Below are 12,547 nucleotides of genomic sequence, written 5' to 3' on the forward strand. Positions count from 1 at the left end.
CTATGTGGAGCTACATCCTCAAACGCCTGCTGCTGATGATCCCGACGCTCGTCGGCGTGCTCACGCTCACGTTCGCGGTGATCCAGTTCGTGCCGGGTGGCCCGGTCGAACAGGCCGTGCAGGAACTGCGCAAGGGCGCGACGGAGCAGGGCGCGGCGCCGTTCGGGATGCGTGCGCATACCGGCGTCGACGCGCAGCAGCTCGCGCAGCTCAAGGCGCTGTACGGCTTCGACAAGCCGCCGCTCGAGCGTTACTGGCTGATGCTGAAGCGCTTCGCGCGCTTCGATCTCGGCGACAGCTACTTCCGCCACCAGAGCGTGTGGTCGCTGATCGTGCAGAAGCTGCCGGTGTCGATCAGCATCGGGTTGTGGACGTTCTTCGTCACCTATCTGATCTCCGTGCCGCTCGGCATCGCGAAGGCCGTGCGCAACGGCTCGCCGTTCGATGTCGCGACGAGCCTCGTCGTGCTGGTCGGCTACGCGATTCCGGGCTTCGTGCTCGGCGTGCTGCTGCTCGTGCTGTTCGGTGGCGGCTCGTTCTGGCAGTTGTTCCCGCTGCGCGGGCTCACGTCGGACAACTTCGCCCAGCTGTCGCTCGCCGGCAAGGTGCTCGACTATCTGTGGCACATCGCGCTGCCGATCACCGCGTCGGTCGTCGGCAGTTTCGCGGTCATCACGATGCTCACGAAGAACGCGTTCCTCGACGAAATCCGCAAGCAGTACGTGCTGACCGCGCGAGCGAAAGGGCTCGCCGAGCGCACCGTGTTGTGGAAGCACGTGTTCCGCAACGCGATGCTGCCGCTGATCGTCGGGTTTCCGGCCGCGTTCATCGGCGCGTTCTTCACGGGCAGCCTGCTGATCGAGACGCTGTTCTCGCTCGACGGCCTCGGGCTGCTGTCGTACGAGTCGGTCGTGCGCCGCGACTATCCGGTCGTGCTCGGCACGCTGTACCTGTTCACGCTGATCGGACTCGCGACCAAGCTGATCTCCGACCTCTGCTACGTGTGGGTCGACCCGCGCATTCAATTCGACAATCTGGAGCGCTGACATGAATCCGTCCGCCAGCACGCCGCTCGCCGGCGCGCCCGTCCGCCTGCCCGCGCTCGCCGGGCGAGGTGCGCGATGAACCGGGCCGTCGTGTCGTCCCGCATCGACGCGGCGCGCGCGCGCGTGTCGCCGTCGCCCGCGCGCCGTGTCTGGCAGCGCTTTCGCCAGCAGCGTCTCGGCTACTGGAGCTTCGTGATCTTCGTCGTCGCGTTCGCCGCGAGCCTCGCGGCGCCGCTGTGGTCGAACGACAAGCCGCTCGTCGTCCGCTACGACGGCCAGACCTATTTCCCGATGTTCCATGCGTATCCGGAGACAACCTTCGGCGGCGACTTCCCGACGCCGGCCGACTATCTCGATCCGTACGTCCGCAAGCGGCTCGAGGCGCCGGGCAACTTCGTCATCTATCCGCCGAACCGCTATTACTACGACACGCTGAATTACTTTTCGACCGTGCCGAACCCGGCGCCGCCGTCGCGCGCGAACTGGCTCGGCACCGACGCGCAGGGGCGCGACCTGCTCGCGCGGCTCGTGTACGGGTTCCGCGTGTCGGTCGAGTTCGGGCTGATCCTGACCGCGATCGGCACGCTGCTCGGGATCGCCGCGGGCGCGGTGCAAGGCTTCTTCGGCGGGCGCATCGACATCGTCGGGCAACGGCTGATCGAGATCTGGAGTTCGCTGCCCGAGCTGTACCTGCTGATCATCTTCGCGTCGATCTTCGAGCCGAGCTTCCTGCTGCTGATCGTGCTGCTGTCGTTGTTCGGCTGGATTGGCCTGGCCGACTACGTGCGCGCCGAATTCCTGCGCAACCGCACGCAGGACTACGTGCGCGCGGCCCGGGCGATGGGCCTCACGGACTGGCAGATCATCTGGCGCCACGTGCTGCCGAACAGCATGACACCCGTGATCACGTTTCTGCCGTTCCGGATGAGCGGTGCGATCCTCGCGCTCACGAGCCTCGACTTCCTCGGGCTCGGCGTGCCGCCGCCGACGCCGAGCCTCGGCGAGCTGCTCGCGCAGGGCAAGGGCAATCTCGACGCGTGGTGGATTTCGTTGTCGACGTTCGGCGTGCTGGTCGCGACGCTGCTGTTGCTGACCTTCATGGGCGACGCGCTGCGCAATGCGCTCGACACGCGGATCGCCGACTCGGTGCGCGCGGCGGGAGGCCAGCGATGAGCGATACGGTCGTATCGAACGCGGGCGAACCGCTGCTGTCGCTCGAGCATCTGCACGTGCGCTTCGGCGACACGGTGGCCGTCGACGACGTGACGCTCGCGATCGGTCGCGGCGAGCGCGTCGCGCTCGTCGGCGAGTCGGGGTCGGGCAAGAGCGTGACCGCGCTGTCGATCCTGCGGCTGCTGCGCGACGCCGACGTGAGCGGCACGATCCGCTTCGCCGGGCACGACCTCGCCGGCAAGAGCGAGCGCGAGATGCGCGGGCTGCGCGGCTCGGACATCGCGATGATCTTCCAGGAGCCGATGACGGCGCTCAATCCGCTGTACACGATCGGCGCGCAGATCGGCGAGACGATCGTGCTGCACGACGGCGTGGCGGCGGGGGAGGCGCGCAAGCGCGCGATCGCGCTGCTCGCGCGCACCGGCATCGCGGAGCCGGAGAAGCGGGTCGACAGTTACCCGCATCAGTTGTCGGGCGGCCAGCGGCAGCGCGCGATGATCGCGATGGCGCTCGCGTGCCGTCCGCGCCTCTTGCTCGCGGACGAGCCGACCACCGCGCTCGACGTGACGATCCGCGCGCAGATCGTCGATCTGCTGCTCGAGCTGCAGCGCGAGGAGGCGGAAAAGCGCGGGATGGCGATCCTGCTGATCACGCATGACCTGAATCTCGTGCGGCACTTCGCCGAGCGGGTCGCGGTGATGGAGCGCGGCAAGCTGGTCGAAAGCGGGCCGGTCGAGCGGATCTTCGCGGAGCCGGAGCATCCGTATACCCGGCGGCTGCTGAACAGCCGGCCGCAGCGCACGGTCGCGCCGGTGCTGCCGATCGCGCCCGTCGTGCTCGATGCGCGCCACGTCAGCGTGCAGTTCGCGCGCAAGCGGCCGGGCTTCGCGGGCTGGTTCGGCACGATGCCCGTGACGGCGGTCGCGGATGTGTCCGTGTCGGTGCGGCAGGGCGAGACACTCGGGATCGTCGGCGAATCCGGCTCCGGGAAGTCGACGCTCGCGATGGCGCTGCTAGGACTGCAACGGACGGTGCACGGCGAGATCGAATTCCAGGGGCGCGCGCTGTCGACCTATCGCGGTCGCGAACAGACCGCGCTGCGCTCGAACATGCAGGTCGTCTTTCAGGATCCATTCAGCTCGCTGTCGCCGCGTCACACGATCGAGCGGATCGTCGGCGAGGGGCTCGAACTGCATCGCCCGGAATTGACGCCGGACGCGCGTCGCGCGAAGTCGCTGGCCGTGCTGCGCGAAGTCGGCCTCGACCGCACGGTGCTGCATCGCTATCCGCACGAATTCTCGGGCGGGCAGCGCCAGCGGATCGCGATCGCGCGCGCGCTCGTGCTGGAGCCGCGCATCCTCATCCTTGACGAACCGACTTCCGCGCTCGACGTGTCGATCCAGCAGCAGGTGCTGAAACTGCTCGCGAATTTGCAACAGAAATACAACCTCGGCTATGTATTCATCAGCCACGATCTGGAGGTGATCGGCGCGATGGCGCACCGGGTCGCGGTGATGCAGGGCGGGGCGATCGTCGAGTCCGGCGACGTGGCCGATATCTTCACGAAACCGTCACATCCTTACACACAAAAGCTGTTGAAAGCGGTCTGGAAAGCGTGATAGGCGTCCAATGGTCTGACTATCTCGATTGTATTTTTTAATTTGTTTTGACAAACGATTACGCGCTAGCTAGTATCGACCGAAATTTTCCGCCAATCAGCTGATTTTTAAGCACATTCCATCGACCAATGCAGCATCGATCCCTGACCCAGGCATGCGCGCGCACCCTCGCCGGGCTGTTCATCGGCGCCCTGTTCGCAGCAGCTCCCGGCGCGTTCGCCGACGAAGTCAGCAGTTTTAACCAGAATGTCACGAATTCGACTCAAATCGGGGCGAATTCCTCCCTCCAGCAGACCAGCGCCCAGCCGTCGAGCGGCGGCGCGAAGTCGTTCCTCGCCGGCATGGCCGGCAAGGCAGGCGACGTGGTCGTCGGCGCGCTGAACATGATCGGCGTGCGCTACCGCTGGGGCGGCAACTCGCCGGATTCCGGCCTCGACTGCAGCGGTTTCGTGCGCTACGTGTTCCAGGACACGCTCGGCATGTCGCTGCCGCGTCGCGCGGAAGAGATGAGCCGCGTCGGCGAGAAGGTCAGCATGAGCAACCTGAAGCCGGGCGACCTCGTGTTCTTCAACACGATGCGCCGTACGTTCTCGCACGTCGGCATCTACATCGGCGACAACAAGTTTGTGCATTCGCCGTCGACGGGCAGCACGGTTCGCGTCGACGATCTCGACAGCGGATACTGGGAAAAGCGTTTCACCGGTGCGCGCCGGATCGAATCGGCCTTCCCGATGAAGGCCGACGACCTGCGCCAGCGCGTGCGCGCGACGCTCGGCGACGACGCGGCGAACGGCAGCAACTGACGCTCGCCGGCGATCGGCCGGATCAAAAAACCCTGTCACCGAAAGGCGGCAGGGTTTTTTGCTTTGGGGCGCGCGGAAGTGGCGGGGATGCGGTGTCATCGTCGGCGCCGACCCCCGCGATGCGTCCGCTTATGCCGCTACTGCCCCGCGGGCTGCGGCAAGCTTGCGCTGCAACTCGGGCATGATGCGCGCGACCGCTTCCTCGCCGGCGAGGATGGCCGCGTTGCGCTGGTTGAAGTCGCTGCCGCCCATCGCCGCGAGGTTCGGGCGGATCACGACGTCCGCGTATTTGTCGAGCTCGTAGGTCTTGATCGTCTGGCCCATGATCGTGAAAGTCTGCAGCAGCATCTCGATCGGGTTGGTGGTCGCCGCGCCGTCCGGTCGCGACGAGATGTCGACCGCGATCACGAAGTTCGCGCCCATCTTGCGCGCGAACGACGCGGGCACCGGGCTCACGAGGCCGCCGTCGACGTATTCGCGGTTGCCGATCTTCACGGGCTCGAACACCGACGGCACGCTGCACGACGCGCGCACCGCAAGCCCCGTATTGCCCTGCTGGAACAGGATCGGCTGGCCGTTCTGCAGGTCGGTCGCGACGACGCCGAGCGGCTTCGCCATCTTTTCGATCGGCCGGTTGTTGAGCGTCTTGTTCAGGAAGTTCTGCAGCGCGATGCCCTGCAGCAGCCCGCGCGAGCGGAACGGCAGCGCCCAGTCGCTGATCGCCGCCTGATCCATGTCGAGCGCGATCTTGTTGATCTGCAGTCCGCTCATCCCCGACGCGTACAGTGCTCCGACCACCGAGCCCGCGCTCGTGCCGGCGACGATCTCGACCGGGATGCCGCGCGCCTCCAGCGCCTTCAGCACGCCGATGTGCGAGAAGCCGCGGGCGGCGCCGCCGCCGAGCGCGATGCCGATCTTCACGGGCTTCTCGCGCGACTGCGCGGGATTCGCGGCGTTGTCGGGGCGGGACTTGTCGCCGAACGACGTGCAGGCGGCGAGGCTGGCGGATGCGCATGCGATCGTGAAGTGACGGCGCGACAGGCGAGGGGACGACATCGAGTGGTTCTCCGGCGGCTTGGCGGCGGGCCGGATGGCCCGCGGCGGCGATAGGTTCCGAGCGGCCGTGCGGCGGAAACCGGGCGGCCGGCGCGGCGCCGGCTGGCGGCCGCGGCGCGCACATCATAAAGCAAGCGGCGCGCTTGGCGCGAAGACCGGCGCGAGTATAATTCCGGCTTCTTTCCCGTTCCGGGCGCGGCCGGCCCCATTGCTGTCCGGGCTGTCGCCGTCGATCCCGCGTCGAATCAATCATGCGCCCCAGGCGTTCGAGTTACCGTTTATGACCCGTCCTGTCCGTACCCGCTTCGCGCCGAGTCCCACCGGCTTCATCCACCTCGGCAACATCCGCTCCGCGCTCTATCCGTGGGCGTTCGCGCGCAAGATGAAAGGCACGTTCGTGCTGCGTATCGAGGATACCGACGTCGAGCGCTCGTCGCAGGAAGCCGTCGACGCGATCCTCGAAGGGATGCAGTGGCTCGGCCTGGATTTCGACGAAGGCCCGATCTACCAGATGCAGCGGATGGACCGCTATCGCGCGGTGCTCGCGCAGATGCTCGAGCAGGGGCTCGCGTACCCGTGCTACATGTCGGCCGAGGAACTCGACGCGTTGCGCGAACGCCAGCGCGAGGCCGGCCTCAAGCCGCGCTATGACGGCACGTGGCGTCCGGAGCCGGGCAAGGTCCTGCCCGAGCCGCCGGCCGGTGTGAAGCCCGTGCTGCGGTTCCGCAACCCGTTGACCGGCACGGTCGTGTGGGACGACGCAGTGAAGGGCCGCGTCGAGATCTCGAACGAGGAACTCGACGACCTCGTGATCGCGCGTCCGGACGGCACGCCGATCTACAACTTCTGCGTGGTCGTGGACGACATGGACATGAACATCACGCACGTGATCCGCGGCGACGACCACGTGAACAACACGCCGCGCCAGATCAACATCCTGCGCGCGCTCGGCGGCGAGCCGCCCGTCTACGCGCACCTGCCGACCGTGTTGAACGAGCAGGGCGAGAAGATGAGCAAGCGGCATGGCGCGATGAGCGTGATGGCGTACCGTGACGCGGGCTTCCTGCCGGAGGCCGTCGTCAACTACCTCGCGCGTCTCGGCTGGTCGCACGGCGACGCCGAAATCTTCTCGCGCGAGCAGTTCGTCGAATGGTTCGACCTCGAGCATCTCGGCAAGTCGCCCGCGCAATACGATCACAGCAAGCTGAGCTGGCTGAACGCCCATTACATCAAGGAAGCGGACAACGCGCGCCTCGCCGCGCTGGCGAAACCGTTCCTCGACGCGCTCGGCATCGACGACGCGGCGATCGCGACGGGCCCGGCGCTCGACGCGGTGGTCGGCCTGATGAAGGACCGCGCGACGACGGTCAAGGAGATCGCCGAAGGCGCCGCGATGTTCTACCGCGTGCCGGCGCCGGACGCCGACGCGCTCGCGCAGCACGTGACCGACGCGGTGCGCCCGGCGCTGGCCGACCTCGTCGCCGCGCTGAAGGCGGCCGACTGGACGAAGGAAGCGGTGTCCGCCGCGTTGAAGGCGACGCTCGGCGCGCACAAGCTGAAGATGCCACAGCTTGCGATGCCGGTGCGCCTGCTGGTGGCGGGCACGACGCATACGCCGTCGATCGATGCGGTGCTCGTGCTGTTCGGTCGCGACGTCGTGGTGTCGCGTATCGAGGGTGCGCTGGCCTGAGGTTGGGGCGGGGCGAAGCCGCCCGTGCGTGATGCCGCAGCGGCTTCGCAAAAAATTTCGCTCGAATCGCAAAAAGGGTATTTACAAGTTCAAATTCGGTCCATATAATCTCACTTCTGTTCTGCAAGGGGGTATAGCTCAGCTGGGAGAGCGCTTGCATGGCATGCAAGAGGTCAGCGGTTCGATCCCGCTTACCTCCACCATCAGAGCAGAATAGATTGATTTGCGAAGCAGTGGTGGTAGTAATAAATGCTTCACAAAATGATTTAAAGCAGTTAGAATTTCGGCCTTCGCTGTTGATGGTGAATGAATAGCGAAAGTCAGACAGATCTGAAAAGATTATGTCCCCTTCGTCTAGAGGCCTAGGACATCACCCTTTCACGGTGAGTACAGGGGTTCGAATCCCCTAGGGGACGCCAGATTCAGCGGCGTTTCGTAGTAGAAGTGTCGCGAGGCTTGCAGGAACGTAACCGACGTCCTGCAGGTAACGGTGCAGAAAGTTGGAGCGGTAGTTCAGTCGGTTAGAATACCGGCCTGTCACGCCGGGGGTCGCGGGTTCGAGTCCCGTCCGCTCCGCCAGAACGAAGCCCGTTCAAGACGTTTTTGAGCGGGCTTTTGTATTAAAGATGTAAGCAGTACGTTGTCCCCTTCGTCTAGAGGCCTAGGACATCACCCTTTCACGGTGAGTACAGGGGTTCGAATCCCCTAGGGGACGCCAGATTCAGCGGCGTTTCATAGTAGAAGTGTCGCAACGCTTGCAGGGCGTGAACGAGGTCCTGCGGGTGAGAGTGAAGAAAGCTGGAGCGGTAGTTCAGTTGGTTAGAATACCGGCCTGTCACGCCGGGGGTCGCGGGTTCGAGCCCCGTCCGCTCCGCCAGAACAAGGCCCGTTCAAATGAACGTTTTGAACGGGCTTTTGCATTAAAGATGTAAGCAGTACGTTGTCCCCTTCGTCTAGAGGCCTAGGACATCACCCTTTCACGGTGAGTACAGGGGTTCGAATCCCCTAGGGGACGCCAGATTTCGGCGTCGTTCGAACAAACGATGCGCCGGCAGGAAGTAACCGACGCCTGCCAGGCAAGAAGCAAGACTGGAGCGGTAGTTCAGTCGGTTAGAATACCGGCCTGTCACGCCGGGGGTCGCGGGTTCGAGTCCCGTCCGCTCCGCCAAAAAATGAAGAAGCCCGCCTCGTGCGGGCTTTTTCGTTTGCATTGCCGGTCCGCGTGTCGCTACGAGAAATTCGCGATTGCATCCGCCCGCGACTGCGCTATCTTTGCGGGATGCGTACTTGACCCCCGCGCGATGCTCGATCCGACCGACCTGCGATTGCTGTATCAGCTCCGGCCAGCGGAGCCTGGCGATTTTCCCTTTGCCGAGGCGCTCACGCACGGCAACATGGGCGGCTATTACAAGCGCCATGGGCTCGTCTGGCGCAGCGACCTGTTCTATGCAAGCTGGCGCGAATCCGAAAACTTCATCCTGGAAGCCGACGGCGAACGCATCGGCGTGCTGCGCGTGACCGAGGAGGGCGATTCGCTGCACATCCGCGACGTGCAGATCGCAGCGGGCCATCGCGGGCAGGGTGCAGGCACCTACCTGCTCGACATGTCGCATCGCTGGGCGCGCGCCCGCGGGCTGCACGAACTGCAGCTGCGCGTGTTCGTCGACAATCCGGCCGCGAAGCTATACCAGCGCATGGGGTACCGCGTTACCGGGCCGAGGCTGGCACAGCTCGGATCGATCCGCCATATGGTGCGCGCGGTCTGAACGCGTAACGGCACAATGCCGCAGGCAACATGGCGACGTCAGCGTGCGGTGCCGATCGCGTCATCGTCGGGGATGTCGCTGGTGGCGATGTCGTCTTCCGCGCCGCGATGCTCGTAGCCTCGCAGCATGAATGCGCGTGGACTTTCGCCGAACGCGCGCCGGAACATCGCCGAAAACGCGCTCTGGCTCTGGTAGCCGAGTTCGCGCGCGATATGCGATAGCGGACGCCCCTGGTTCAACAGCGGAATCGCGCGCGCGAGCAGCGCCTGCTGCCGCCACTGTGAAAAACTCACGCCCAGTTCCTGCTTGAACAGCCGCGAAATCGTGCGCGTGCTGGCGCCGACCTCACTCGCCCAGTGTTCGAGCGATTCCGCGTGCGCGGGTTGTGCGAGCACCGACTCGCACAGCAAGCGCAGCCGCTTCTCGTCGGGCATCGGCACCGCGAGCGGCAGCGGTTCGGCGCGGCTCAATTCGTCGAGCACGAGCCCGCACAGCAGCCGTTCGCGCTCGCCGCTCAGGTCGCGCGCATCGAGTGCGACGATCAGTTCGCGCAGCAAGCCCGTCACCTCGACGACCCGGCACGCGTCGAGCCCGTCCGGCACGACCGACTCGTCGATATACAGCGTGCGCAAGTACGCTTCCTCGACGATCACGACCTCGTGCGTGACGTGCGGCGGCACCCAGATCGCGCGGGAGGGCGGCACCATCCAGGTCGTTCCGGTCGTCGCGACGCGCAGCACGCCGCGCGACGCATACGCAAGCTGCGCCCACGCGTGCGTGTGCAGCGGGATCCGGCGGCCGGCATCCACCTGCCGCGCCCGGACGCGCATCGGGTGGACGCGGGTCGGCGCGAACTCGGGCGGGATGTCGATGACGTCGTAGGGATTCGATGCGTCGGCTTGGGCAGGCGGATTCATGGGCGATTCGGTCGGCGCGGCGGCGATGCCGTTATTTTAGAAGGCGCCGCGCAGACGCATGCGGCGGTTTTTCGGCCGATAATGCACCGTTCAAATGAACTTTGTATGGGGCCGCACGCGTTCCGGCCCACGCAGCCGGGTTCAGGACGAGCGCGCCGCGTCATGCCGAAAGAACCATCGGGCCGCCGGCGCGGTCTATCGATGCGGGCGCGTCCTCGTGAGAGCGGCGCCCCGGCGACGCCGGCGCCCGCGGCGCGGCCGCGACGGCCCGGCACGGCAACACCTGAATCAAAGAGGAGAACCACAATGCGCTACGTATTCGTCTACGGCACGTTGAGAGCGGGAGAAGCCAACGACATCGGCCATGCGGCCGCGCGGCACGGGATCGCCGCGCCGACGCTGCTCGGTGCGGCCGCGCTGCCGGGCGAACTGTACGATTTCGGCACGTATCCGGGCATGGTCGCCGGGCCGGCCGGCCAGTCGCTCGTATGGGGCGACGTCTACGAGATCGACGAACAACTGGTGCCCGTGCTCGACGAGATCGAGCGCGTCTATCCGGGCGTCGACACGCTGTTCCGGCAGGAGCCGGTGACCGTCGAGCTCGGCGGCCGTACGTATGCGTGCGTCTACTATCCGGTCGCGGCGCATGCGGCAGCCGACCGTCCGCGCATTGTGTCGGGCGACTGGGTTCAGCACCGGCGCGAGCGGGAAGCCGCCTGAGCGTCCGTGCGGCGAACGACTGCACGGCAAAAAGAAAAAGCGCCCCGCGGGGCGCTTTTTTCATGCCGCCGTGTCGCGCGTCGCGCGACCGGCGGGCAGGACGGGGCGAGCAGGTCGACCCGGTCGGCGTCGTCAGATTTCCTCGTACAGCGGCAGCGTCAGGAATTCGGTGAAGCCTTCCGACGTCGACATCTGTTCGAAGATCGCCGCGGCACGCTCGTACGGCTGCGTGTTGCCGCCGACCGAACGCTTCACGTTCTCAAGCTCGACCTTCGCGAATTCGCGTACGAGCTCGGCGGTGACCTTGCGGCCGTCGTCGAGCACGCCCTTCGGCGAGCGGATCCACTGCCACACCTGCGAGCGGGAAATCTCGGCGGTCGCCGCGTCTTCCATCAGGTTGTGGATCGGCACGCAGCCGTTGCCGTCGAGCCAGGCGCCGAGATAATGGATGCCGACGTTGATGTTGTTGCGCAGGCCGGCTTCGGTGATCGGCGCTTCGGGCTGGAAGTCGAGCAGGTTCTTCCCTTCGATCTGGACGTCGTCGCGCTGCTTCGCGATCTGGTTCGGCTTGTCGCCGAGCACCTTGACGAATTCTTCCATCGCGATCGGCACGAGGCCCGGGTGCGCGACCCAGCCGCCGTCGTAGCCGTCGGTCGCGTCGCGCTGCTTGTCCGACCGCACGCCGCCCATCGCCTTGTCGTTCGCTTCCGGATCGTTCTTGATCGGAATCAGCGCGCTCATCCCGCCGATCGCCGGCGCGTTGCGCTTGTGGCAGGTCTTCAGCAGCAGCAGCGCGTATGCGCGCATGAACGGCACCGTCATCGTGATCTTCGAGCGGTCGGCCAGGCAGAAGTCGCGGTCGTTCTTGAACTTCTTGATCGCCGAGAAGATGTAGTCCCAGCGGCCGGCGTTCAGACCCGAGCTGTGTTCGCGCAGTTCGTACAGGATCTCGTCCATCTCGAACGCCGCGAGGATCGTCTCGATCAGCACCGTCGCGCGGATCGTGCCGCGCGGCACGCCGACTGCCTCCTGTGCGGCGACGAAGATGTCGTTCCACAGGCGCGCCTCGAGATGGCTTTCCATCTTCGGCAGGTAGAAGTACGGGCCCGAGCCGCGCGCGATCAGTTCCTTCGCGTTGTGGAACAGGAACAGCGCGAAATCGAAGATGCCGCCGGACACGCGCTGGCCGTCGACCGTCACGTGCTTCTCGTCGAGGTGCCAGCCGCGCGGACGCACGATCAGCGTCGCGACCTTGTCGTTCAGCCGGTACGACTTGCCGTTCTGCTCGAGCGAAATCGTGCGGCGCACGGCGTCCTTCAGGTTGATCTGGCCGTCGATCTGGTTCGTCCAGTTCGGCGCGTTCGAATCCTCGAAGTCCGTCATGTACGAATCGGCGCCGGAGTTCAGCGCGTTGATGATCATCTTGCGCTCGACGGGGCCGGTGATCTCGACGCGGCGGCATTGCAGGTCGGCCGGCAGCGGCGCGACCTTCCAGTCGCCTTCGCGGATCGCCTTCGTATCGGCCAGGAAATCGGGGCGTTCGCCGGCGTCGAGGCGCTTGGTGCGGTCGACGCGGGCCTGCAGCAGTGCCTGGCGGCGCGGCTCGAACGCGCGGTGCAGCGCCGCGACGAGTGCGAGCGCTTCAGGCGTCAGAATCGCTTCGTAACCCGGCTTGATTTCGCCGGTGATCGCCATGCCTTGCGGCAGCGTGATCGGGGTGCTCATGAGTCTCATCTCCTTGGTCGGTCAGTTGCGGT

Annotated in this window: 10 protein-coding genes and 7 tRNA genes; 14 read left to right on the forward strand and 3 right to left on the reverse strand. The window is 65.8% G+C overall.

Features of this window, described 5'->3' with window-relative positions; genetic code table 11:
* The first annotated feature begins 2 nt into the window (after window positions 1-2).
* The 4 genes from WS87_RS07400 to WS87_RS07415 all read left to right on the forward strand — a co-directional run bounded on the left by WS87_RS07400 (window position 3) and on the right by WS87_RS07415 (window position 4,641).
* Window positions 3-1,046, forward strand: coding sequence for a microcin C ABC transporter permease YejB (locus WS87_RS07400; RefSeq protein WP_059535752.1), 1,044 nt, complete (start codon window positions 3-5; stop codon window positions 1,044-1,046).
* Between the two features lie 75 nt (window positions 1,047-1,121).
* Window positions 1,122-2,219, forward strand: a complete 1,098-nt coding sequence (locus WS87_RS07405; protein WP_059817776.1) for an ABC transporter permease — start codon at window positions 1,122-1,124, stop codon at window positions 2,217-2,219.
* A complete protein-coding gene (locus WS87_RS07410; RefSeq protein ID WP_059817775.1) occupies window positions 2,216-3,838 on the forward strand; it encodes an ABC transporter ATP-binding protein in 1,623 nt (540 codons plus the stop codon). The genes WS87_RS07405 and WS87_RS07410 overlap by 4 nt, the downstream gene beginning before the upstream one ends.
* Window positions 3,839-3,966: 128 nt before the next feature.
* Window positions 3,967-4,641, forward strand: a complete 675-nt coding sequence (locus WS87_RS07415; RefSeq protein WP_059535746.1) for a C40 family peptidase — start codon at window positions 3,967-3,969, stop codon at window positions 4,639-4,641.
* A gap of 129 nt (window positions 4,642-4,770) precedes the next feature.
* On the opposite strand, the gene WS87_RS07420 is transcribed toward WS87_RS07415, so the two are convergent.
* Window positions 4,771-5,697, reverse strand: coding sequence for a patatin-like phospholipase family protein (locus WS87_RS07420; protein WP_059817773.1), 927 nt, complete (start codon window positions 5,695-5,697; stop codon window positions 4,771-4,773).
* A gap of 280 nt (window positions 5,698-5,977) precedes the next feature.
* Here WS87_RS07420 and gltX point away from each other — a divergent pair, with 280 nt between their 5' ends.
* The 9 genes from gltX to WS87_RS34685 all read left to right on the forward strand — a co-directional run bounded on the left by gltX (window position 5,978) and on the right by WS87_RS34685 (window position 9,153).
* Window positions 5,978-7,387: a glutamate--tRNA ligase gene (gltX, locus tag WS87_RS07425; protein WP_059702199.1), complete on the forward strand. Its 1,410-nt coding sequence runs from the start codon at window positions 5,978-5,980 to the stop codon at window positions 7,385-7,387.
* 127 nt (window positions 7,388-7,514) lie between these two features.
* A tRNA-Ala gene (locus WS87_RS07430) sits at window positions 7,515-7,590 on the forward strand.
* Window positions 7,591-7,730: 140 nt separating this feature from the next.
* Window positions 7,731-7,806, forward strand: a tRNA-Glu gene (locus WS87_RS07435).
* 83 nt (window positions 7,807-7,889) lie between these two features.
* Window positions 7,890-7,966: transfer RNA gene (locus WS87_RS07440), tRNA-Asp, on the forward strand.
* A gap of 63 nt (window positions 7,967-8,029) precedes the next feature.
* Window positions 8,030-8,105, forward strand: a tRNA-Glu gene (locus WS87_RS07445).
* Window positions 8,106-8,187: 82 nt separating this feature from the next.
* Window positions 8,188-8,264, forward strand: a tRNA-Asp gene (locus WS87_RS07450).
* A gap of 65 nt (window positions 8,265-8,329) precedes the next feature.
* Window positions 8,330-8,405 (forward strand) — tRNA-Glu (locus WS87_RS07455).
* A gap of 73 nt (window positions 8,406-8,478) precedes the next feature.
* Window positions 8,479-8,555: transfer RNA gene (locus WS87_RS07460), tRNA-Asp, on the forward strand.
* Between the two features lie 226 nt (window positions 8,556-8,781).
* Window positions 8,782-9,153: a GNAT family N-acetyltransferase gene (locus tag WS87_RS34685; protein WP_415750092.1), complete on the forward strand. Its 372-nt coding sequence runs from the start codon at window positions 8,782-8,784 to the stop codon at window positions 9,151-9,153.
* 38 nt (window positions 9,154-9,191) lie between these two features.
* Here the strand turns inward: WS87_RS34685 and WS87_RS07470 are convergent, their stop codons facing one another.
* Complete coding sequence (locus WS87_RS07470; RefSeq protein ID WP_059529248.1) at window positions 9,192-10,070, reverse strand: AraC family transcriptional regulator; 879 nt, start codon at window positions 10,068-10,070, stop codon at window positions 9,192-9,194.
* A 306-nt stretch (window positions 10,071-10,376) separates the two neighbouring features.
* Here WS87_RS07470 and WS87_RS07475 point away from each other — a divergent pair, with 306 nt between their 5' ends.
* Window positions 10,377-10,790, forward strand: a complete 414-nt coding sequence (locus WS87_RS07475) for a gamma-glutamylcyclotransferase family protein (RefSeq protein ID WP_059817771.1) — start codon at window positions 10,377-10,379, stop codon at window positions 10,788-10,790.
* 132 nt (window positions 10,791-10,922) lie between these two features.
* Here the strand turns inward: WS87_RS07475 and aceB are convergent, their stop codons facing one another.
* Window positions 10,923-12,515, reverse strand: a complete 1,593-nt coding sequence (aceB, locus tag WS87_RS07480; RefSeq protein ID WP_059817928.1) for a malate synthase A — start codon at window positions 12,513-12,515, stop codon at window positions 10,923-10,925.
* Window positions 12,516-12,547 lie beyond the last annotated feature (32 nt).

The organism is Burkholderia sp. MSMB0856 (assembly GCF_001524645.2).
Classification (GTDB): Bacteria; Pseudomonadota; Gammaproteobacteria; order Burkholderiales; family Burkholderiaceae; genus Burkholderia; species Burkholderia diffusa.